General features: G+C 42.0%; 24 protein-coding genes. All 24 read right to left on the reverse strand.

Annotated elements, in window-relative coordinates; all coding sequences use genetic code 11:
- Window positions 1–18: 18 nt before the first annotated feature.
- The 24 genes from ACFFHF_RS11340 to murA all read right to left on the reverse strand — a co-directional run bounded on the left by ACFFHF_RS11340 (window position 19) and on the right by murA (window position 21,531).
- Window positions 19–555, reverse strand: a complete 537-nt coding sequence (locus ACFFHF_RS11340; RefSeq protein ID WP_377058177.1) for a F0F1 ATP synthase subunit delta — start codon at window positions 553–555, stop codon at window positions 19–21.
- Window positions 552–1,079, reverse strand: a complete 528-nt coding sequence (gene atpF / locus ACFFHF_RS11345) for a F0F1 ATP synthase subunit B (RefSeq protein WP_377058178.1) — start codon at window positions 1,077–1,079, stop codon at window positions 552–554. Before atpF ends, ACFFHF_RS11340 begins: the two co-directional genes overlap by 4 nt.
- Before the next feature lie 154 nt (window positions 1,080–1,233).
- Entirely contained in the window at window positions 1,234–1,446 is a 213-nt protein-coding gene (gene atpE / locus ACFFHF_RS11350; RefSeq protein ID WP_053361064.1) for a F0F1 ATP synthase subunit C, read from the reverse strand.
- 63 nt (window positions 1,447–1,509) lie between these two features.
- Window positions 1,510–2,220, reverse strand: coding sequence for a F0F1 ATP synthase subunit A (atpB, locus tag ACFFHF_RS11355; protein ID WP_377058179.1), 711 nt, complete (start codon window positions 2,218–2,220; stop codon window positions 1,510–1,512).
- A gap of 22 nt (window positions 2,221–2,242) precedes the next feature.
- A complete protein-coding gene (locus ACFFHF_RS11360; protein WP_377058180.1) occupies window positions 2,243–2,620 on the reverse strand; it encodes an ATP synthase subunit I in 378 nt (125 codons plus the stop codon).
- A gap of 5 nt (window positions 2,621–2,625) precedes the next feature.
- Window positions 2,626–2,847, reverse strand: coding sequence for an AtpZ/AtpI family protein (locus ACFFHF_RS11365; RefSeq protein ID WP_377058181.1), 222 nt, complete (start codon window positions 2,845–2,847; stop codon window positions 2,626–2,628).
- 278 nt (window positions 2,848–3,125) lie between these two features.
- Window positions 3,126–5,357, reverse strand: coding sequence for a S8 family serine peptidase (locus tag ACFFHF_RS11370; protein ID WP_377058182.1), 2,232 nt, complete (start codon window positions 5,355–5,357; stop codon window positions 3,126–3,128).
- A 761-nt stretch (window positions 5,358–6,118) separates the two neighbouring features.
- Entirely contained in the window at window positions 6,119–6,748 is a 630-nt protein-coding gene (gene upp, locus ACFFHF_RS11375) for a uracil phosphoribosyltransferase (RefSeq protein ID WP_160545860.1), read from the reverse strand.
- Window positions 6,749–6,900: 152 nt separating this feature from the next.
- On the reverse strand, window positions 6,901–8,148 hold the full coding sequence (glyA, locus tag ACFFHF_RS11380) for a serine hydroxymethyltransferase (protein WP_160545861.1): 1,248 nt from the start codon (window positions 8,146–8,148) through the stop codon (window positions 6,901–6,903).
- 183 nt (window positions 8,149–8,331) lie between these two features.
- On the reverse strand, window positions 8,332–8,907 hold the full coding sequence (locus ACFFHF_RS11385) for a TIGR01440 family protein (RefSeq protein ID WP_160545862.1): 576 nt from the start codon (window positions 8,905–8,907) through the stop codon (window positions 8,332–8,334).
- Between the two features lie 19 nt (window positions 8,908–8,926).
- Window positions 8,927–9,370 (reverse strand): ribose 5-phosphate isomerase B, encoded by a 444-nt coding sequence (rpiB, locus tag ACFFHF_RS11390; RefSeq protein WP_340905943.1) that lies wholly within the window; start codon window positions 9,368–9,370, stop codon window positions 8,927–8,929.
- Between the two features lie 114 nt (window positions 9,371–9,484).
- Window positions 9,485–10,780, reverse strand: a complete 1,296-nt coding sequence (locus ACFFHF_RS11395) for a methyl-accepting chemotaxis protein (RefSeq protein WP_377058183.1) — start codon at window positions 10,778–10,780, stop codon at window positions 9,485–9,487.
- 21 nt (window positions 10,781–10,801) lie between these two features.
- Window positions 10,802–11,233, reverse strand: coding sequence for a low molecular weight protein arginine phosphatase (locus ACFFHF_RS11400; protein ID WP_160545865.1), 432 nt, complete (start codon window positions 11,231–11,233; stop codon window positions 10,802–10,804).
- A 120-nt stretch (window positions 11,234–11,353) separates the two neighbouring features.
- Window positions 11,354–11,908: a manganese efflux pump MntP gene (locus ACFFHF_RS11405; RefSeq protein WP_377058184.1), complete on the reverse strand. Its 555-nt coding sequence runs from the start codon at window positions 11,906–11,908 to the stop codon at window positions 11,354–11,356.
- Between the two features lie 70 nt (window positions 11,909–11,978).
- The gene (locus tag ACFFHF_RS11410) at window positions 11,979–13,019 is read right to left on the reverse strand and encodes an L-threonylcarbamoyladenylate synthase (protein ID WP_377058212.1); all 1,041 of its coding nucleotides are present in this window, start codon (window positions 13,017–13,019) and stop codon (window positions 11,979–11,981) included.
- Window positions 13,020–13,151: 132 nt separating this feature from the next.
- Complete coding sequence (locus ACFFHF_RS11415; RefSeq protein WP_160545975.1) at window positions 13,152–13,589, reverse strand: GNAT family N-acetyltransferase; 438 nt, start codon at window positions 13,587–13,589, stop codon at window positions 13,152–13,154.
- A gap of 170 nt (window positions 13,590–13,759) precedes the next feature.
- Complete coding sequence (gene spoIIR, locus ACFFHF_RS11420) at window positions 13,760–14,431, reverse strand: stage II sporulation protein R (RefSeq protein ID WP_377058185.1); 672 nt, start codon at window positions 14,429–14,431, stop codon at window positions 13,760–13,762.
- Window positions 14,432–14,731: 300 nt separating this feature from the next.
- On the reverse strand, window positions 14,732–15,592 hold the full coding sequence (gene prmC, locus ACFFHF_RS11425) for a peptide chain release factor N(5)-glutamine methyltransferase (RefSeq protein ID WP_377058186.1): 861 nt from the start codon (window positions 15,590–15,592) through the stop codon (window positions 14,732–14,734).
- Window positions 15,585–16,658, reverse strand: coding sequence for a peptide chain release factor 1 (gene prfA / locus ACFFHF_RS11430; RefSeq protein ID WP_340905952.1), 1,074 nt, complete (start codon window positions 16,656–16,658; stop codon window positions 15,585–15,587). Before prfA ends, prmC begins: the two co-directional genes overlap by 8 nt.
- Window positions 16,659–16,818: 160 nt before the next feature.
- Window positions 16,819–17,253 (reverse strand): fimbrillin family protein, encoded by a 435-nt coding sequence (locus ACFFHF_RS11435; protein WP_160545870.1) that lies wholly within the window; start codon window positions 17,251–17,253, stop codon window positions 16,819–16,821.
- Window positions 17,254–17,368: 115 nt separating this feature from the next.
- Window positions 17,369–17,989 (reverse strand): thymidine kinase, encoded by a 621-nt coding sequence (locus ACFFHF_RS11440; RefSeq protein ID WP_160545871.1) that lies wholly within the window; start codon window positions 17,987–17,989, stop codon window positions 17,369–17,371.
- A 333-nt stretch (window positions 17,990–18,322) separates the two neighbouring features.
- The gene (gene rpmE, locus ACFFHF_RS11445; RefSeq protein ID WP_119710269.1) at window positions 18,323–18,532 is read right to left on the reverse strand and encodes a 50S ribosomal protein L31; all 210 of its coding nucleotides are present in this window, start codon (window positions 18,530–18,532) and stop codon (window positions 18,323–18,325) included.
- 128 nt (window positions 18,533–18,660) lie between these two features.
- Window positions 18,661–19,929, reverse strand: coding sequence for a transcription termination factor Rho (gene rho, locus ACFFHF_RS11450; RefSeq protein ID WP_160545872.1), 1,269 nt, complete (start codon window positions 19,927–19,929; stop codon window positions 18,661–18,663).
- A gap of 315 nt (window positions 19,930–20,244) precedes the next feature.
- Window positions 20,245–21,531, reverse strand: a complete 1,287-nt coding sequence (gene murA, locus ACFFHF_RS11455) for a UDP-N-acetylglucosamine 1-carboxyvinyltransferase (RefSeq protein WP_160545873.1) — start codon at window positions 21,529–21,531, stop codon at window positions 20,245–20,247.
- Between the last annotated feature and the right edge of the window lie 21 nt (window positions 21,532–21,552).

Here is a 21,552-nt window from a genome sequence, read left to right on the forward strand (position 1 = left end):
CACCCCTATCTACGAATCTTAGCCTAACAATTGACGTTCCAAGCGCTCAAGCTTTCCGCGCAAGCTACCGTCGAAAATTCGGTTTCCGATTCGAAGCTTGATGCCGCCGAGCAGATTGGTATCAACAATATTTTCAATACGGAGAGATCGCTTTCCAACTTTAGCAGCAAACGTAGCAGATAATGCTTGTTGCTCAGCTTCTGTTAGCGGACGAGTAGTGTATACTTTTGCCTCAGCAATTCCTCTTTCTTCATTTGCAAATTCAATAAAATAATCAGCCACTGCTACAATATAGTCCTCACGATGACGATCGATTAGAATCATTAACGTGTTTAGAACATATACACTAGCATTAGAGAATGCCTGTTTGATTATCTCTTTTTTCTTCTCATTCGTAAGCTTAGGAGATTTCAAGACAACCGAAAGCCCAGCATTTTGGCTGTACACTTCTTTCACTACGCGAAGTTCACTTTCCATTTGGTCCAGAAGGTTTTTCTCTTTAGCCAGACGGAATAGAGCGACCGCATAACGCTTAGCTATTGTAGCATTGCTCATCGCTTCTCTCCTGCCTCTTGAATGTATTGATTAATTAATTTTTCTTGATCAGATGCTGTCAATTCCTTTTCAATCACTTTTGAAGCAATTAATACGGATAATGATGCAACCTGCTCACGAATCGCTGCAACTGCATGTTGCTTTTGTTGCTCAATTTCTTGCTTTGCACCTTCTTTTAGGCGTTCAGACTCAGCGCGTGCAGCTGAAATAATTTCTTCACGCTGTACATCAGCTTGCTTTTTCGCACTCTCAAGAAGTTGCTGAGCTTCTTGTCTCGCTTGTTTAATCAGACTCTTTTGCTCTTCTAAATAAGATGCTGCTTGTTGACGGTTTTTTTCTGCATTTTCAATTTCATTTGCCACATATTCTTCACGTTGCTTCATGACGCCCATTAATGGACCCCATGCAACCTTCTTTAAAAGTGCTAATAAAATTAAAAATGCTACAAGTTGGAAAATGACATCTCCACTATTAAACAATGGTTCTCCAGCAGCCGCACCTAATACAAAAAGGCTTGTTGACACGCAATTCACTCCTTTCGAGAAACATTCAACATCAAAAATTTATCATTTAATAACACGACATTTAATAATTGTACATAAAGGAAAGGCGAAGTTTCTCAAGGAATGATCTTCGCCAAGTTTTTGAAAATCTATTTATATAGACACTATTTAATTACTATTGTCCAACTACCATAAAGGCAATTACAACGGCCATGATTGGAATCGCTTCTACGAATGCAACCCCGATGAACATTGTTGTTTGAAGCATTCCACGAGCTTCTGGTTGGCGAGCAATCCCCTCAACCGTACGTGAAACGATCATACCATTCCCTAAACCTGCACCTAATGCTGCTAAACCAATTGCGATTGCTGCTGCTATAGCACCCATTTCTAATTTCCTCCTTATTGTATATAAAAGTTAGTTTTTGTTCATTGAATGAACATTATATTATTAATGGTCGGAACTGACTTTGTGAGACAAGTAGACCATTGTTAATAAAGTAAAGATAAACGCTTGGATAGAACCAACAAAAATAGAGAAACCTTGCCAAACAATTGTTGGTAGTATTGCAATTAAATGTCCTGTAACACCTGTTGCAAGTGTTCCAGCGAGTAGTGTTAGCAGAATCTCCCCTGCGTAGATATTTCCATAAAGACGCAAACCTAATGTAAGTGTGTTGGAGAATTCCTCAATAATTTTTAGTGGGAACAGAAACCCTACTGGCCTAAAATAATCTCGCCCGTACTCTTTCGCTCCTTTGATCTTGACACCATAATAGTGCGATAACGCAACTACCATAACAGCTAGTGTTAAGGTGATAACTGGATCTGCGGTTGGAGATTTCCACCAAAGCTCATGGTCGTACACAATAGCAAAAGGTAACCCTAGCATATTCGAAACAAATATGTACATGATTAAGGTTAATCCCAAAATATGAAATCTTCCGCCGGTCTCCCAATCCATAGAGCCTTTAATAATACCTTTTACAAAATCCATGACCCACTCTAAAAAGTTTTGCATTCCTGTGGGCTTCATTTCTAGCTTACGAGTCGCCAATAAGGCAATTAGAAACACAATAACACTTGCGACTGTAATCATTACAACGTTTGAAAGATTAAAGTATAATCCTAAAATCTTGACTATAGGAGCTTCATGACTCAACTGTATTCACCTCTCTTCCCCGCTATTTACGTAAAAATTTAAATGATTGGAAAAGTATATCTATCATAATGACTATATAAGATGTCATTAATCCTAATATCACGCTGTAAAAATGAAGTAAATCAGGATATTCCATTGCTATCATTACCGCTACAACAGCTGTAGCCATCCTTGAAAACATCCCTAACGAGCGGACCGTTTCTCCTTTTTGAATGGTCTCACCAAATCGGTCAATTCTTCTATTAAGTAGCCACATATTAAACAAGCTAAGGCTAGTCCCAAATGCAAGACCTAAAAAAACAGTTTGGTAGGAAGTAAACCCCCAGCCCAGAGCATAGAAAGCCATTAAAAAGAATAGCCATTTTCTTTGACGTATGTAAATTCCTTTTGTTTCTGGCATTGACATTAATCTCCCGAAAAAAAATGTTGGATGAGTTTAATTGTAGAATAGACCCCTGTAGCTAAACCGAGTAGCAATCCGATAATTAAAAAAAGCGGCTCGGTGTCAAGTGTACGGTCAAGCCATCTTCCGGCAAAAATGCCTATTAATACGGAGCCTACCAACTGCGAAAGAATCCCCGACATTAACGCCATTGCTTGATATGGACGACGGTTTTTTTGATTCATTTCAGGCACGTCCTTTTAAAGAGACTGGTAGATAGAAGATTGTTTTTCGCAATGGATTTTTCGGGGTTAGGAAAACTATATTTATACAGTACCCATGTTGAAAACCCTATCATTAATACCCTTTGTAAGCATACAATAGGCACTTGTCAATGTCAATTAGTTTGGAGTGAAAAAGTTCACAATTCAAACAATGGAAATTCTTGTTCACATTATGTTCAAAAAGTTTTTTATTTTCCTATTGCAAATGGAGGGAGCGTTGTTCTCACTCCCTCTTTTCCTTACCGTTCTTTCACTTTCGAGACAGCAATCCCTGTTTCAACCATATCTTCTTTACCAGCTTTTTTCGCAAAAACCTTTGCTAAGTATAATCCATTTTCTGGTAATTTTTCCACTGGAATGTCCATCTTTAGCATTCCTCTTGCGACATTCCGTTTCCAATCTAAAAATTTAACGAACCGATATGTGTCTGGATCAAAAAGAGCAATTCCAAATTCATCTGCTCCACCCGGTAAATACACTTCGTAATGATACACCCCATGTTTATCTCCAGGACCAAATTCAAACCCCATAATACGCGGGTAATCCGGTTCCTCTAAAACATACAGATAGGGCACACTTACTTTTTGAGATCCTGCCATGATGGTCAAATGGCCTTCATGTATTTTTTTATTTAGTTCACTTGGGTCCACACTCATCGTTACTTCCACCGTTTTTTCTTTTCCCGCATCTACAGAAAAAGCAAGAGGCAGCTCAAACTGTATTCCGTCCCTTTGATGAGGAACTTCAAAACGATAGGTCATACGACGGTCGCTTACATTTTTAAACGTCAGCTGCTGGGTATGCTCATGCTGCCTTTCTACTAACTTAAACTTCCCAAATTGCAGGGAAGCAGGCTTTACGAGCGTACTTGTTTGGATCGCTTCAGGAATTCTTATTCTTCCAGCACCTTGCTCATACGTTTTATAAGGGACTTTTTTTCCATCTACTATTGGAATAGCCGTATTCATGAGCGCGGCCTTGATCTCTTCCGGTCCCCAATCTGGATGAGCTTGCTTGATTAGAGCTGCGGCTCCAGCCACATGCGGGGCCGCCATACTTGTTCCTTGAAGAGCTAAGTATCCCCCTGGAATCGTGCTCGTTATCGCTACTCCCGGTGCGACCACATCCGGCTTAATCTCCCAAGTCGAAGTAACAGGTCCTCTCGAACTAAAACTAGCAAGCAAGTCCTTTTCTTCTATTATATTTGTTGTTGCAAGGATTTTTTGGCTAGCCATTGATTTAACGATGTCTAAACCGAGCTCCCTAGACATGGTGGCAACCGGAATATCAATCGGACGATCGAGATTTCCAGCAAACTCACCATTCATATTATTAAAAATAATCACAGCGACTGCACCAGCTTCCTGTGCATACCATGCTTTTTCCGAAAAGGTTAGTTCCCCTCTTTGAATAAGAGCTATTTTTCCAGCAACATTGGCAAGGTCTTCTTTTTTCCCAAGCTTTCCATATGCCACTTCATACGACCGATCAAGCTTCCAATCTATAGAGCCCTGCATCGGTTCGAGCCTTAAAGTTTCTTTCCTTCCATCGATCTTGAGATAAGGAACCTTCAAAATGGGTGTGGAGGCACCAACTGATATGGCTTTTGATGCCGTACCAGGAGAACCAACCGTCCACATATTCGGTCCCGAGTTTCCAGAAGAAGTTACCGCTGTGATCCCGTTCTCCACCGCTTTATTTAATGCGAGCGATATGGGTAAATCCGGACCATTCACATTGTTTCCTAGTGAGAGATTCAAAATATCTACTTTATCTTTGATTGCCTTGTCAATGGCAGCAAGCACTTGTTCCGTTGTTCCTGATCCACCCGGTCCAAGCGCACGATAGGCAATAATCTTTGCGTCAGGTGCGACTCCTTGGATCTTTCCATTTGCCGCAATAATGCCGGCCACATGCGTCCCATGTAAGGTACTTTGGCCGTACATACCCTTCGTTTCCATCGGATCATCATCAATATCGACGAGATCATAGCCCCTTTTATAGCTTCGTCTTAAGTCAGGATGATGGTAATCAATCCCTGTATCAATAACCCCGACGGTGATCCCCTTTCCGGTAAGCCGTTCGTCTTTCGGATCAAAGTATCCTCGCACTTCCTCTGTACCAATGATTTCTATATTCGATTCTGACTGCACGCTGTAGGTTGTCACTGGAGAAACTGACTCGACTTTGGACGTTTGTGCGAGCTTATCAAGAGATCCCTTCGTCCCTTTAACCGAAAAGCCATTCAGAGCCTCGGTGAAAATATGACGGAGCTCAAGGTCAGGGTATGGTTCGATGAGTTGTTTGATTTGCTCTTCTGTCGCAAGTGTTGGTAGTGTCACGATCGCGACTTTTTCCGTTGTGAGGGGTTCTTCTGGGATGGGTGGATGAATGAGTGTTTTAGCTGATAAAGCGGGAGTGCAAACAAATGAGAATAACAAGGCTGTTAAAAAAATGATTCTACGTTTCACGCTTGTCTAGCACCTCCGAAGTTTTTTACTATGTTTTGCCATAGGTTGGGGAGTTATGCGTATTAGGAGTAATAGTAGTGGCTTTTTTATTGCCAGAGTATTGAAGGTTGTAGGGGTCGAATCGAATGTCTATTCAGACTCTACTCCCGTCACAAGCGCTCTTTCCTGTCCGAATGACAACTCTTTTCAGACTCTATCCCGCCACAAGTGTTCTTTCCTGTCCAAATGACATCTCTATTCAGACTCTATCCCGTCACAAGCGCTCTTTCCTGTCCGAATAACATCTCTATTCAGACTCTATTCCGTCACAAGTGATCTTTCCTGTCCGAATGACATCTCTATTCAGACTCTATCCCGCCACAAGCGCTCTTTCCTGTCCGAATGACATCTCTATTCAGACTCTATCCCGTCACAAGCGCTCTTTCCTGTCCGAATGACATCTCTATTCAGACTCTATCCCGTCACAAGTGATCTTTCCTGTCCGAATAACACCTCTATTCAGACTCTATCCCGTCACAAGTGATCTTTCCTGCCCGAATGACAACTCTATTCAGACTCTATCCCGTCACAAGTTCTCTTTCCTGTCCGAATAACACCGCTATTCAGACTCTACTCCCTCCCAAATCGCCCTTTCTTGTCCGAATAGTACCTTTAGTGGACTCAAACCTGTGCTAACTGAATTAATTGTCCGAGTAATCCCCCAGCACACATCAACTACTCCATACAAAAAAGCTAACCGCCCAAGCGGTTAGCTTCATCTCTTACTTCGTTCCAAATAAACGGTCACCAGCGTCACCTAGTCCAGGGACGATGTAGCCGTGGTCGTTTAATTTTTCGTCTAGTGCTGCGATATAGATATCTACATCCGAGTGCGCTTCTTTAAGAGCGTCCACGCCTTCTGGTGCTGCGATTAGGCACATGAATTTAATATTCTTCGCGCCACGCTTTTTCAATGAGTGGATCGCTTCAATCGCTGAACCACCTGTTGCAAGCATTGGGTCAACTACGATGAAGTCGCGCTCTTCTACGTCGCTTGGTAACTTAACGTAGTATTCAACTGGCATCAATGTTTCTGGGTCACGATACAGACCGATATGACCAACCTTTGCTGCAGGGATAAGCTTTAAGATTCCATCTACCATTCCAATTCCCGCACGTAAAATAGGCACAATTCCTATTTTCTTCCCAGATAACACATTTGATTTCATTGTGCTTACTGGTGTATCGATTTCGATTTCCTCTAACGGCATGTCACGAGTAATTTCGAACGCCATTAATGTTGCAACTTCATCTACTAGCTCACGGAAGTCCTTAGTTCCTGTATTTTTTTCGCGGATGTATGTAAGCTTATGCTGAATGAGGGGATGATCAAACACATATACCTTTGCCATCTAGCATCTCTCCTTTTCTAACTCGATTCATAAACACTTCGTCTAATTTTACAGAAAAAACTTCCCGTGGGCAACCTCGAACAAAAATTGGATATTACAATTCTTAGACAAAGTAAAAAGCCAGCCCGAAAATATCAGACTGGCTAGCAAAATTAGATTTGTCTTTCAGGATATAAAGTGAAACGGCTAGTAAGTGCAGATACACGCTCTCTTGCTTCTGCTAACTTCGCTTCGTCTTCATGGTTTTTCAATGTAAAGCTAATGATGCTTGCGATTTCTTCCATCTCAGCCGCACCGAATCCGCGAGAAGTAACAGCTGCTGTACCGATACGGATACCACTTGTTACGAATGGACTTGCTGTTTCAAACGGAATCGTGTTTTTGTTAACTGTGATTCCTACTTCATCAAGTACGTGTTCAGCTACTTTACCCGTTAAGCCTAAAGAACGAACATCGATTAATAGAAGGTGGTTGTCTGTTCCACCAGATACTAGATTGATTCCTTCTTTTTGTAAACTTTCAGCTAAAGTCTTAGCGTTAGAAATGATGTTTGCTGCATATTCTTTGAAGCTGTCTTGAAGGGCTTCACCGAAAGCAACAGCCTTTGCAGCGATAACGTGCATTAATGGACCACCTTGAATTCCAGGGAAGATCGACTTGTCGATTTTCTTACCCCATTCTTCGCTCGTAAGGATCATACCACCACGAGGACCACGTAATGTTTTATGTGTAGTTGTTGTTACGAAATCAGCGTAAGGAACTGGATTTTGGTGAAGGCCAGCTGCTACTAAACCAGCGATATGAGCCATATCCACCATTAAGTAAGCGCCCACTTCATCAGCGATTTCTCTGAACTTTTTAAAATCGATTGCACGAGGGTACGCACTAGCACCAGCAACGATCATTTTCGGCTTATGCTCTAATGCTTTTTCGCGAACGATGTCATAGTTAATCGTTTGTGTTTGCTCGTCCACTCCGTATTCCACGAAGTTGTACTGAACACCACTGAAGTTAACCGGGCTTCCGTGTGTTAAGTGACCACCGTGAGAAAGGTTCATCCCAAGAACTGTGTCACCTTGCTCAAGAGCCGTAAAGTAAACTGCCATATTGGCTTGAGCACCTGAGTGAGGTTGTACGTTAACATGCTCAGCACCGAAGATTGCTTTTGCGCGGTCACGAGCGATGTCTTCTACCACATCAACATGCTCACAGCCACCATAATAACGCTTGCCTGGGTAGCCTTCTGCATACTTGTTTGTTAAAACAGATCCTTGCGCTTCCATTACCGCTTCACTTACAAAGTTTTCTGATGCAATTAGTTCAATCTTTGTTCTTTGACGCCCTAATTCGTCTTGAATAGCTTGTAAAACTTGCGTATCTTGCTGTGCTAAATGCTTCATCCGTAATCCCCCTTATATGTTAAAAACTAATTTATATAGCAGTTTTGAAAATTCCTACTTCATCTTAACACACTCTCAGTATGACAGGCACGAAAAAAATATTTTTGAAAGCGTTATTTTCGTCTTTTTCCAACATTTTTCGCTAATCGAAAGAAAAAAGCCTCTGCAAAATCTGCAAAAGCTTTATGAACAAGACTCATTACCCTTCGAATGTTCGTATATTGCTCGAGCCCCTCCAATTAACTTCGGACGTGTGCGAGCCAGTGTTACATGTGCACTGCCAAGCTCAGAAATCGACGCTCGAACCGGAACCGCTACATGCTTTACATGCATCCCTATAAAAGTATCTCCAATATCAATCCCCGCATCCGCTTGTATAAACTCAACCACTACCGGTTCAGAAAAATGATTATAGGCATATGTAGCCATTGCTCCCCCAGCCTGTCTAACCGGAACAACAGATACTTCCTCCCAACCCTTTTGATCAGCAGTTGTTCGTTCAACAACAAGGGCACGATTTAAATGCTCACAGCACTGAAAAGCAAGAGCTACACCTGTTTGTTGACTGAATTCTCGCAGACTTGAAAAAATTAGCTCAGCCACTTCATTTGTTCCCGCTGTACCAATTTTCTTCCCAATCACCTCGCTCGTGCTACAGCCAATCACAAAAACATGCTTGTCCGTTAACACTACTTGGTCCGAAAAATCTGCTAAAATCGTTTCCAGCTGGTTTTTCCAAATGGACAAATCACTTGTCATTTGTTACCCCTCCATCAACTTACTTGCTTTTTTCATAATCGCTTATTTTACCGATTCTGTTGGCATGTCTTCCGCCTTCAAATTCCGTTTCAAGCCAGGCAAGGGCAATTTCCCGTGCAAGCCCAGGTCCGATGACTCTTTCCCCCATCGCTAGCATATTGCTGTCGTTATGCTGACGAGTTGCCTTCGCACTAAATACGTCATGAACAAGAGCACAGCGAATGCCGTTTACTTTGTTTGCCGCAATGCTCATTCCGATTCCTGTACCACAAATCAAGATTCCACGATCGTATTCCCCGTTTGCCACCTTTTGCGCAACCGGCAAAGCAAAATCTGGATAATCGACTGATGTATCACATTCACAGCCAAAATCATCGTACTGAATGCCCATTTCGTCCATAAGACTTTTAATTTCTTCTCGAATATTTACGCCACCGTGATCAGATGCAATTGCTACCTTCATTGTTACGCCTCCCATTTGTAAAAACTATCTTTATTTTGACATAACCTTATATAAAGATAAAGCTAGTCAGTCTAAAAAAATAAGACCCTGCATCCGTTTGCAGAGTCCTATCTCCTACATCTTAAATCTAGTAATCGTACCTTTAAGTTTAACTGCCTGATCATTCAATTCGTGCGCCAAGCGCTCAACTTTTTCAATGACCTCTGTTTGCTGTCCTACAGCGGTTGCTACCTCTATTGCACCTGCTGAAGTTTCTTCGGCAATCGCAGCTACTTCCTGTGATTGCGTGGCAGTATGCTGAATGTCTTCCATTTGTCGGTCAACAAGAGTTGAGATCTTTTCTACCGCTGACGCCATTTGAACGACGGTTCGTGTCATTTCTTCAATTGCTTGGTTCGTTGCATGGCCTTTTTCAGCTTGTCCAAGTGCTGTTTGTACTTGGTTTGTTATTTGAGACACCACATTACGAACTTCGCTCTGTATATTTTGAATCAGTTCAGAAATTCCTTGAACTGCTTTTGCACTCTCATCCGCAAGCTTACGAACTTCGTCTGCTACTACCGCAAAGCCTTTTCCGTGCTCACCCGCTCGCGCCGCTTCAATCGATGCATTAAGAGCTAAAAGGTTCGTCTGGGCTGCGATATCTCCAACCAACTGAATAATTTGTTCTACTTGCGCCGCATTTTCCTCTAGTTTTTTCACTGAGACAAGTGACTGCTTGTTATCTTCAGCAAGCGTTTGAATGCCTGATACTAGCGAGAAAATCACTTTCTTAGACTCGTCTAGCTCTTCAACCATTTCATTGGAGATTTTTTGCGATTGCTGTGCCGTTAATTGTACTTCTTCGGCAATATGAGTGACCTCATCCATCGAACTGGCTGTATTTTGCGTTGCTGCCGCTGAGTTTTCTGCTCCAAGCGAGATTTCATTAACCGTTCGATCAATCATGTCTGCTTTTTCTGATGCAATAGCACTTTCCCTTGATATCGCAATGACCTTCTCATTCGTTTGCTTAAAGTTCTCATCGATGGTTTGAACCATATCACGTAAATTAAACAGCATATGATTAAACGCGACCCCTAACGAGCGAATTTCATCATCCGATTTGGAAATCTCCACATCCTCACCAATGTCTCCGTGCGCTGCTTTTAATGTGACCCTTTCTAGCTTTTGAAGAGGTTTAATGATAAACCCCGCTGCTAAAAATGCTAGAATCCCAGACCATATAATCCCCATTAAATAAGTAATAAAAGAAAAGCCCGCTTTTTTCATCCCTATAAAGTCCTGAATCATCGGAAATAACACATCAATAAAGATCGCACTCGTTGTATACGTAATGACTGCTAAAATCGTAGTAAATAATACAAGTTTCTTCCTAAGTCCAAACTTGTATGCCCTTTTCTCCCCCATAAAGCCTTCCCCCTGGTTGTATTACGATAATTTGTGTAAGCTTTTTTCAATCAGCTCTTTCAATTCTTCGAAGGTTTGTTGATAAACAGACAGAGATCCACCATAAGGATCACTCACGTCCCCAAATCCACCAGCAAATTCCTTTAATGTAAAGGTTTTCACTTGTGATGACGGGAATGTGGCAACAATATTCGCTTTATGACCCGCTGTCATCGTTAAAATATACGTGGCCCACTCTACCTGCTGTTCGGTTAATAAAGAGGATTGATGGCTATGATCCATCTGTTGAGATTCTAGTACTTTTTTTGCATGCGGAGATGCATCGCTTCCATTCATAGCAAAAACACCTGAAGAACGAACTTCCACTCCGGGTATGTTTTTACTTTTTAAAATAGCCTCCGCCATTGGACTTCTGCACGTGTTCCCTGTACATACAAACAATACATTTATCATAATGATTCTCTCCTCCATCTTCATTATATGACATATTTCCTTATTACTAAAGTCTGATTTCTAACGAAAAAAGGCATTTTCATGAAGAAAACCCCTTTTCCACTATGTGTTCTATTTTAATTAGAATGGTAACAATAATTTAATCCCAAAGGCAAGCAAAATCGTGCCTCCCAACGCTTCACTGTACGTTCCAATCCACCCTTGGACTTTACGTCCTACAAGAAGACCTAACCAAGTTAAAATAGTGGCACCTATTCCGAAGCAAGTTAGGACTAGCACTGTTTTTGCACCATAAATCCCCAGTGTCAACCCGACTGAAAAGCTATCAAGACTCACACTTAATGCAAATACAAGTAAACCAAAACCTACCGGAGTGATAAATGAACTGTCGTCTTCCCTAAAACATGACCATAGCATTTGCAAACCTAACACAATTAAAAGGCCTCCGCCACAATAAGCAGCAAATGCACCGAACTGCTCGGACAAAAATCTTCCTGCGATCATTCCTAATAACGGCATCCAAATATGGAATAACCCGATGGTGATTCCAATTTTTAAGATTTGCCGAAGCCCGAGCCTGAACATTCCCATTCCCAAGCCCACAGAAAATGCATCCATTCCTAGTGCAAATGCCATTATTATTAGTGTGATCATTTCTCCAATCATTGATGACATACTTTCGCCCCCTTGGACTTGCTAATTCAGCATATGCACGTCCAAAAGGGTTTAGAATGAAAAAATCGCTTTATTCAATGATCTGGTTTCCTGCCGCCTTCATCAACCGGTTCATAATCGCTTCTCCTACACCGGCAGAAGGAAACATTTCACTAAAGATGATATCTACTTCTCTTTGATCGAACGATCGTAACACATCATATAAAGCGCTTGCCACAGTCGCAAGATTTTCTCTTGTTCCACAGAAAATCACTTCATCTGCTTGATAAAAGCCCTCATTTTCTTTCGTCGTTAACACGCCAACCTTTCGACCTTCAAGTTTTTCCTTATTAATCAGTTGCTGAAGTTTGTCACGGTCTCCTTTTACTAAAAAAAGAGGAGATTTTGGGGCATAATGACGATACTTCATGCCCGGTGATTTTGGTGCTTCGTTCTGATCCTTAAGAGCTGGGTCCACTTGAACCGTACCTACTACTTCCTCAAGCTCGTCCCTTGTCACTCCGCCTGGCCGTAGGATAATCGGAATCTCTTCTGTACAATCAATGACGGTTGATTCTACCCCAACTCCTGTCGCTCCTCCGTCCACAATGCCAGCGATTCTTCCATTTAAATCCTCTAGCACATGTGACGCTTTCGTGGGACTCGGTTTTCCTGAACTGTTCGCGCTTGGCGCTGCAATAGGAACTCCCGCTTCTTTAATCACTGCTAGAGCAACGGGATGATTGGGCATCCTTACAGCCACTGTGGATAAACCCGCTGTTGCTAGCTGTGACAACTCAGAGCTCTTTTTTTCAAAGATGATTGTAAGCGGGCCTGGCCAAAACTGGTTCATTAGTTTGGTGGCTTTCTCTGGAATATGTGTAACAAATTCATTCAGTTGGTCCCTGTCAGCAATGTGAATAATCAGTGGATTATCGCTCGGACGACCCTTCGCTTCATATATTTTTTGAATTGCTTTATCCGAATGGGCATTTCCTCCGAGTCCGTATACCGTCTCCGTAGGAAATGCAACCACTTCATTTTCTCTTAAAAGTGATGCCGCCTGTGTGATTTGTGGATAGTTTTTTGGATTATCCACATTTTTATCCACTGACCATAGCTTTGTTTGTATGTTTTCCACCTTGAGTATTTCTCCCTATTTTTCTTGTAATACGTAAGAAAGTATAAAAGAAGATGGTGTATAACTCAAGTTTTATCCACAAATTGTGTACAACATTTGCTATTTTGTGGGTAACTTTGTGGATTAATCCAGTTTTAACTCCATGAATAACGAGTTATCCACAGTTAAGATATGTTGCACATGAGCAGACTCGAATATTTTTTCATGCAGCGCTTTCTTTTCCACCTGTTGAAAACCCATCATCTCGAAAAATTGGACAGATCCCTTTTTATTTGTGGCTAAATACAATGATTGCATCTGTTTATCCCTTGCCAATAAGAGCATTTGTTCAAAAATTAACAGCAATTCCTTTTCACTCGCCTGTGATGTGATCGCTAAAGATCGTAACAATCCGACCGGTCCATGTGGTTCAATTCCGAGAGTTGCTTGTATATTTCCAGCTTCGTCTTCTAATAGAAGAAAATAATCCACAGCCTCTTCTACTCCATCTGTTCCCAAGTTAGCCTTCTCTAAAAAGTTTACTAGTTTCTTTACATCCTCTACTTGTGCACAACGAACCATTGTTTCCACCCAAATCACCTCTATTTTTTTCTTGTTACTCTATGAATATGAAAAGGTAGAAAAAGTAGAACTAGATTTGGGGATAATTTTTTGCACTTAGAGATTGTATTACAACCGACAATTTTTACACCATAGAAAAAGATGCAACCAATACAGTTGCATCTCACTTCTTATGAAAAGATCTTATCCCAAAGCTCTACAAGGAAAAACTTCACTTCCACTTCTTGTTCATCCTTCTTTTCCTCTACGAACACTGGCTCTTTTGCTTCTTTAGCTCCAACTTTTTGTTCCACCACTTTTTCCTCTTGCTTCTCTGCCTCATCCACACCTTCTTTAACTGCTACTGAGTTTGAAAAATCAAGGAAACATAGAGGAGGGAATAACACGCACCACCAGTTGGCTCCTTCCCCTTCACCAAGTGTGATCAATACTGCTTCATACTCACCTGCTGGATACAAGAACTCACCATATAACTTCGTTGGAAACTCTACTTTTCCGAAATCGGTTTTTACGCTTTGGTCGGACTCATTCTTTTCTAGTACTTCTTCTGCAATCGCCTTAATTTCTGGTAAGCGTGATTGAATTAAGTCGCGGGCTGCTTCTACGGAAGTTAATTCTGCTACCCATTCGGTGATTGCTGCGTTTACTTCATCTCGAACTTCTCGCTTAAGCTCTTGATCTACTTCTAAGTCACTGTTTGCTAGAATTCGTAAGCGAATGGCTTCATTTGGAATGACAATCGCTTCGTTGGCGGTGACTTCATTTTTTGGTATGTATAGACTTAATATAGTTCCTATGGATAAGATGATTATATATAATTTCGCAAGTGTTTTTGTTTTCATTTACTAGCACCATCCCTTCACTATCAACAGTGTGGACAAGAGATGTTCATCTTAAACTAGTAAATTAAAAAAAATTAATAGAACACAATTGAGTCTGTTGATTTCCGCTCCAGGCGCTTGCTTTCCGGGGGGCGGGCGGTGAGCCTCCTCGTCGCTTACGCTCCTGCGGGGTCTCACCTGTCCCGCTAATCCCCCAGGAGTCAAGCACCTTCCGCTCCAATCAACAGCGTGTTTTAATAGAGTTCTTTCTATCATATAATAAATGACTCAACCAGCAACATCTGTTGAGTCATTTTCAAATTAAAATCCAATTTCTGCAAATACCATTCGGTCCTTACCATTGATATCGTATACGACCTCTACCAATGCAGTTGGGAATGTTTCTCGGAGCATTCCACTGACTGCTTCGGATTGTCCGGCTCCGATTTCAAATCCCACTAGTGCCTTGTTTTTTATCACTTGAGGAAGTTCGTTCATGAAGCGACGATACAAGTCTAAGCCGTCTTTTCCCGCAAATAAGGCTCGGTGTGGTTCGTGCTTTGTCACAACGACTGACATTTCCTTCTCATCTCCAAGTGGAATATATGGAGGGTTAGAGAGAATCACGTCAAACTTCGCTCCTGACTCTATAAATGGCAAGAGCAGGTCTCCTTGTAAAAATTCCACTTTAGCTCCCAGCTCTTCTGCATTTTTTCGAGCAACTTCGAGGGAAGCTTCAGCAATATCCGTCGCTGTCACCTGTAAAGCAGGACACTCAAGCTTCATCGTAATCGCGATTGCTCCACTTCCGGTTCCGATATCAACCAACTGAACCTGCTCCTCACCGAACAACCTTTTTATACGATCTAATGCACCATACACTAACTCTTCGGTTTCCGGTCTTGGAATCAACACCTCTTGGTTAACGGAAAAACGACGGCCGTAAAACTCTTCATAACCGATCATGTATTGAACAGGCATTCCCTCGCCATGCTTTTTTACTGACTCCACAAACTGCTCCCATATTGCTTCTTCGACCACATCATGTAAACTCGCCAAAAGGCATGACCGTGACATATTCATATAATGACGAAGCAATAATTCCCCGGCATTTTCGTCGCGGCCTTGCTCCTTTAAAAAAGAAGAAGCCCAAGCGAGGGCTTCGAACACTTTTTTACTCATTAGATGCTTCTTCAAGCTTTCTTGATTGTTCTTCCACAATTAACGCTTCAAGTACTTCATCAAGCTTTCCTTGTAAAATTTGATCAAGCTTTTGAATCGTTAACCCGATGCGGTGGTCAGTCACACGGTTTTGCGGGAAGTTATACGTACGGATACGCTCAGAACGGTCACCCGTTCCAACCGCCGATTTACGAACTTGGTCGTACTCTGCTTGTGCTTCACGTTGGAATTTATCGTACACGCGGGCACGAAGGACCTTCATCGCCTTTTCCTTGTTCTTAATTTGTGACTTCTCGTCCTGACACGAAACGACAACTCCTGTTGGAATATGCGTTAAACGAACGGCTGACATCGTTGTATTAACGGACTGTCCACCCGCACCACTTGATGCGAAGGTATCTGTACGAATATCTTTGTCGTGAATCTCTACTTCTAGTTCCTCTGCTTCTGGTAAAACAGCAACCGTTGCAGTTGATGTATGAATACGTCCGCCAGATTCAGTTTCCGGAACACGCTGTACGCGGTGAGCTCCGTTTTCGAACTTTAGCTTCGAGTAAGCACTGGTACCATTAATCATAAAAATGATTTCTTTATAGCCACCAACGCCCGTCGTGTTAGCATCCATCACTTCGGTTTTCCAGCCTTGCGATTCCGCATATCTAGAATACATACGGTACAGGTCACCTGCGAATAAGGCAGCTTCATCTCCACCAGCCGCTCCACGAATTTCCATGATAACGTTTTTGTCATCGTTCGGGTCCTTCGGAATCAACAAGATACGTAGACGAGCTTGAAGCTCTTCCATGCGGTCTTCTAATTCACTTAATTCTTCCTTTACCATTTCACGCATATCTGCATCAAGCTTTTCCTCAAGCATGGCTTTTGCGTCTTGAAGCTGCTCTTTTACATCTTTATACTCACGATACGCTTCGACAGTTGCAGATAAATCTGACTGCTCCTTCGAGTACTCGCGTAATTTTTTAGAATCATTTACGATCTCTGGGTCACTTAAAAGCTCGTTCAGCCTTTCATAGCGATCTTCTACTGATTGAAGACGATCAAACAAAGTCCTTCACCTCTTATATTAGTCACGCGTGGTTACACGCTAGTTATTCCGAATCAAAAAGCAAAATCTATAAGTGCTTAACATTTCTATTATAGTATAGGTGAAACACCTCGTCAAAACCATCCTCCCCATAGAAAAATAACATGCCCTTTGGGACATGTTATGAGCGGTCTTCTTTGACCTGTACCTCGATTTCATAACGTGGGACAGCCTTGATGAGTTTTTTGTGTAATCGCGCTTCGGCATCCACTCGTTCCTGACGTGACATCTGCCCTTTTTTATAAGCGGTCACCCACAGACGATTTCCATTCACCCAAATCGATCCTGCTTCGAACTCATCGGTTGCATTCACCGTTTCTCTCGCTTTATCAATATAACCATCGTAATCCACTCGGCCACCATCGGTATTTAAAAAGTTTGGATTTTGATCGCCTCGTTGCCACCCTCTTGACTGGGTATTATCCTGCCCAGTATCTTTATTAGCAACAAACGACCTTCCCGCACGATCCTCCTGCTGATCAGACAAGCCTTTCGGATTATTATTACAAGCCGCTAAAACCAAAACCGTCAAAAGTATAAAAAGCCATCTTTTCACTGTCAACACCTCCTATGGATAGTGTTGCAATCGCCTTTTGAAATTACTCTCGCTAATTATTTCCGGTTGCTCTTTTAACCAAAAATCCACCCTACACATAGGGTGGATACAAATTTTATAATTTCGACTGTGTAAAATCCGCTCGTTCAATTACATTTGGTGATTTGGGAACTTGATGGTGGTGGCGACAGCGCGGTTCGTATGCTTCTGATGCACCTACCAAGATAATTGGATCATCGTAGGAGGCTGGCTCTCCGTTAATAAGTCTTTGCGTTCGACTTGCAGGTGATCCACAAACCGCACATACGGCTTGCAGCTTTGTGACTAGCTCGGCAATAGCCATTAATGCTGGCATGACAGTAAATGGCTCACCACGGAAGTCTTGATCCAAACCTGCAGCAACCACACGATGACCGCTATCCGCTAAGTGCTGAATCACTTTTACTACTTCCTCATCGAAAAATTGGACTTCATCAATGGCAATCAAATCAATTTCAGGATCAATATGCTGAAAAATCTCTGTTGAATGGGCAATTGGACGCGCAATAAACGATGTGCCATTGTGAGAGACAACAGCTTCATCGCTGTATCTATTATCAATTTTCGGTTTAAAAACGGCAATGTTTTGTTTGGCAAACTGGGCTCTTCTGACGCGGCGAATCAGTTCTTCTGACTTCCCAGAGAACATGCTACCACAAATCACTTCTACCCAACCATGGTGCTTCATTACATACATAAACGGCCTCTCCTTCCGCTTCGCTCTCTATTTTAAAGTAGACAGTTTTCACATAAATTATCCTATCACTGTCTCACTATGTACGTTCATTTTCATAATGGCTGTTTTCACATAGATAGCCGTTAAAATCCTAAAGCCGATTTTAACGCGGAAACAAACTATTTTGCGCTTGAAATTAAGAATACAAGCTCTTTTCTTACAATTTGAGTCCATTTTGCTACGAATTTTAGCTCAATCAAGCATTTTCCATCTCCAAAAGCAATGAAGTTTAGAAAAGAGCCTCATAAAAAAACAGGCAAGGTCTGAAATCTTCTTGCCTGTTTCTTTTTCTTATTAGTTTGTAGCTTTGATTCCGTATTTCTTGTTGAAACGGTCAACACGTCCGCCTGCTTCAGCAAACTTTTGACGTCCTGTGTAGAATGGATGACATTCTGAGCAAGTTTCGATACGAAGTTCTTTCTTTACTGAACCAGTTTCGAATGTGTTGCCACATGCACAAGATACCGTTACTTTTTTATAGTTAGGATGAATTCCTTCTCTCATTACCTTTCATCTCCTTTTGCCCTGAGTCGTTCGAAACAGAGTTATTCATACACACTTGGTGTAATGGAAAAACACACTGATGTTATTATAACAAGCAGGGAATGGTTTTGCAACATGGGATTTATTTCCTATGAATTCCTTTTTGCTTTCATCTCTTCGTCTAGCTTAGCAAAAAATTCTTCATTCGACTTCGTTTGCTTCAGCTTACGTAAAAATTTATCCACAAAGTCAGGTGTATCCGACATTGATTTACGGATCGCCCATAACTTATCCAAATGATCCTTCGGAATAAGTAGCTCTTCCTTACGCGTTCCTGAACGACGGATGTCAATCGCAGGGAAAATACGGCGTTCAGCTAGACCACGATCCAGGTGAAGCTCCATATTACCGGTTCCTTTAAATTCTTCATAGATCACATCATCCATACGAGATCCTGTGTCCACAAGCGCTGTTGCAAGGATGGTTAAGCTTCCACCTTCCTCAATGTTACGCGCCGCACCGAAGAATCGCTTCGGACGGTGGAAAGCAGCAGGGTCAATCCCCCCTGATAACGTACGTCCACTTGGAGGAATGACAAGATTGTACGCACGAGCCAGACGAGTAATACTATCCATAAGAATAATAACATCGCGCTTATGCTCCACAAGACGCATCGCACGCTCTAGCACAAGCTCGGCCACTTTAATATGATTTTCAGGCACTTCGTCAAACGTGGAGCTCACCACATCTCCAGCAACTGAACGCTCGATGTCTGTTACCTCTTCCGGACGCTCATCGATTAACAGAACAATCAGCTCTGCTTCTGGATGATTGGTCGTAATGCTATTAGCAATTTGCTTTAATAGCATCGTTTTCCCTGCTTTTGGAGGAGCAACGATCAATCCACGCTGACCAAAACCAACAGGAGAAATCAGGTCCATAATTCTTGTGCTCACATGCTTTGGGGATGTCTCAAGCTTCATTTGACGATCAGGATATAAAGGTGTCAACGCAGGGAAATGAACACGTTCCTTTGCTGATTCCGGGTCATCGCCGTTAACGGCACCAACCTGTAAAAGCCCAAAATAACGCTCGTTTTCCTTTGGAGGACGAACTTTACCAGATACTTTATCACCATTTCTCAGGTCAAAACGTCTAATTTGTGAGGCTGAAATATAAATATCCTCTGAACTTGGGGAATAGTTAATAGGTCGTAGAAAACCGAAGCCTTCAGACTGAATGATTTCAAGGACACCTTCCATAAAGAAAAAGCCTTCTGATTCCGCACGTGCTTTTAAAATGGCAAAAATAAGTTCTTTTTTTGTTAGCTTGCTATAATAAGACACTTTAAAGGTCTTTGCTAGCTCATAAAGCTCTTTTAGCTTCATATTTTCCAGGCTTGAAATTGTTAACTCCATTAGTACACCACTCTTTTTACAAAATAAGTTGTTCCACCACAAGCTTTATGATTTTGTTCGATAAAATGGATGGAAAGGATTGAATGTTTGAGGCTTTCTAGAAGTATAAGAAGAGATAGAGAAAGTCATATTCTATAAAGACAAGGCTTTTCTATGTAAGCCTTTTTAAAAAACAATTTCTATTTTACCCTTTTTATTAATTATTAATCAACATTATTTTATAGGGAAGTTATTAGTAAGGAGGATAATTTTAAAAAAGGCAGACGAAAGCAGGTCTGCCTTCTTTCTATTTTTTCTTTATCTATTGTTAAAAGGTTATGCGTTTTTCAGCTGTTCTAGCTCTTCTTTTGTCATCGCTTCACGCCAAATGGTTGCACCAAGTCCATTTAATTTTTCAACAAGATGGCTGTATCCACGGTCAATATGCTCAAGGCCTGTTACTTCTGTAACTCCTTCTGCCATCAACCCGGCGATCACTAAAGCTGCGCCCGCTCGTAAATCACTAGCCTTCACTTTGGCTCCCTGAAGTTTGACAGGTCCGTGAATAATCGCTGAGCGACCTTCGACTTTGATGTTGGCATTCATTCTTCTTAATTCATCGATATGCTTAAAGCGAGCTCCATAAATCGTATCCGTCACCATGCTTGTCCCAACAGCGCTAGTTAACAACGAGGTTAATGGCTGCTGCAAGTCGGTTGGGAAGCCAGGATAAACCAAGGTTTTAATATCAACTGCTTTAAAGGATTCGGCTTTTCCTACAAAGACTTGGTCATCGCTTGTTTCGATCGGTACACCCATTTCACGAAGCTTCGCAATTAACGACTCTAAGTGTTGAGGAATAATATTATCAATTAACAGCCCGTCTCCTACCGCTGCACCAAGAATTAAATACGTACCTGCCTCAATTCGGTCAGGAATAATCGTATGCTGGCAGCCATGAAGCTCGTCCACTCCGTCAATACGAATAACATCTGTTCCGGCACCTTTAATCTTTGCCCCCATATTTGTGAGCAATGTGGCCACGTCAATGATTTCCGGCTCTTTTGCCGCATTTTCAATGATCGTACGCCCTTTCGCACGAACAGCCGCAAGCATGATATTAATGGTTGCACCAACGCTCACCACGTCCAAGTAAATTCTTGCTCCACGAAGCTCGTCCGCACGTAGATAGATCGCGCCCTGTTCATTGGTCACGGTCGCTCCTAGTGCTTCAAAGCCTTTGATATGTTGATCGATCGGTCTTGGCCCTAAATGACAGCCACCAGGCAAGCCAATTACAGCCTTTTTAAAACGACCTAGCATCGCACCCATTAAATAATAGCTTGCACGAAGCTTCTTGACCTTTCCGTTCGGCAAAGGCATAGAGATCATTTCAGAAGGATCCACCCACATTTCATTGTTTGTAAAAGTGACCTTCCCACCGATCTCCTCGAGCAACCCTTGTAAAATCTGAACATCGGAAATATCAGGTAATCCTTCAATCGTTACTGGTGAATCGGCTAAAATGGTCGCTGGAATGAGTGCGACTGCACTGTTTTTGGCACCACTTATACGAACGGTTCCCTTTAAAGGGTCTCCACCGGCAATCATCAGCTTATCCATCGTTGACTCCCTTCTAAGCCA

The sequence above is a fragment of the Robertmurraya beringensis genome (assembly GCF_042433785.1).
In the GTDB taxonomy this organism is placed as follows: domain Bacteria; phylum Bacillota; class Bacilli; order Bacillales; family Cytobacillaceae; genus Robertmurraya_A; species Robertmurraya_A beringensis.

What these genes read in the sequence shown, in the direction of transcription:
- ACFFHF_RS11340 (WP_377058177.1), bottom strand. Translation starts at nt 555, where the DNA reads ATGAGCAATGCTACAATAGCTAAGCGTTATGCGGTCGCTCTATTCCGT.
- atpE (WP_053361064.1), bottom strand. Translation starts at nt 1,446, where the DNA reads ATGGGTGCTATAGCAGCAGCAATCGCAATTGGTTTAGCAGCATTAGGT.
- ACFFHF_RS11360 (WP_377058180.1), bottom strand. Translation starts at nt 2,620, where the DNA reads ATGCCAGAAACAAAAGGAATTTACATACGTCAAAGAAAATGGCTATTC.
- ACFFHF_RS11365 (WP_377058181.1), bottom strand. Translation starts at nt 2,847, where the DNA reads ATGAATCAAAAAAACCGTCGTCCATATCAAGCAATGGCGTTAATGTCG.
- upp (WP_160545860.1), bottom strand. Translation starts at nt 6,748, where the DNA reads ATGGCAAAGGTATATGTGTTTGATCATCCCCTCATTCAGCATAAGCTT.
- glyA (WP_160545861.1), bottom strand. Translation starts at nt 8,148, where the DNA reads ATGAAGCATTTAGCACAGCAAGATACGCAAGTTTTACAAGCTATTCAA.
- ACFFHF_RS11385 (WP_160545862.1), bottom strand. Translation starts at nt 8,907, where the DNA reads ATGACAAGTGATTTGTCCATTTGGAAAAACCAGCTGGAAACGATTTTA.
- rpiB (WP_340905943.1), bottom strand. Translation starts at nt 9,370, where the DNA reads ATGAAGGTAGCAATTGCATCTGATCACGGTGGCGTAAATATTCGAGAA.
- ACFFHF_RS11395 (WP_377058183.1), bottom strand. Translation starts at nt 10,780, where the DNA reads ATGGGGGAGAAAAGGGCATACAAGTTTGGACTTAGGAAGAAACTTGTA.
- ACFFHF_RS11400 (WP_160545865.1), bottom strand. Translation starts at nt 11,233, where the DNA reads ATGATAAATGTATTGTTTGTATGTACAGGGAACACGTGCAGAAGTCCA.
- ACFFHF_RS11405 (WP_377058184.1), bottom strand. Translation starts at nt 11,908, where the DNA reads ATGTCATCAATGATTGGAGAAATGATCACACTAATAATAATGGCATTT.
- ACFFHF_RS11415 (WP_160545975.1), bottom strand. Translation starts at nt 13,589, where the DNA reads ATGGTTCGTTGTGCACAAGTAGAGGATGTAAAGAAACTAGTAAACTTT.
- spoIIR (WP_377058185.1), bottom strand. Translation starts at nt 14,431, where the DNA reads ATGAAAACAAAAACACTTGCGAAATTATATATAATCATCTTATCCATA.
- prmC (WP_377058186.1), bottom strand. Translation starts at nt 15,592, where the DNA reads ATGAGTAAAAAAGTGTTCGAAGCCCTCGCTTGGGCTTCTTCTTTTTTA.
- ACFFHF_RS11440 (WP_160545871.1), bottom strand. Translation starts at nt 17,989, where the DNA reads ATGTATGTAATGAAGCACCATGGTTGGGTAGAAGTGATTTGTGGTAGC.
- rpmE (WP_119710269.1), bottom strand. Translation starts at nt 18,532, where the DNA reads ATGAGAGAAGGAATTCATCCTAACTATAAAAAAGTAACGGTATCTTGT.
- rho (WP_160545872.1), bottom strand. Translation starts at nt 19,929, where the DNA reads ATGGAGTTAACAATTTCAAGCCTGGAAAATATGAAGCTAAAAGAGCTT.
- murA (WP_160545873.1), bottom strand. Translation starts at nt 21,531, where the DNA reads ATGGATAAGCTGATGATTGCCGGTGGAGACCCTTTAAAGGGAACCGTT.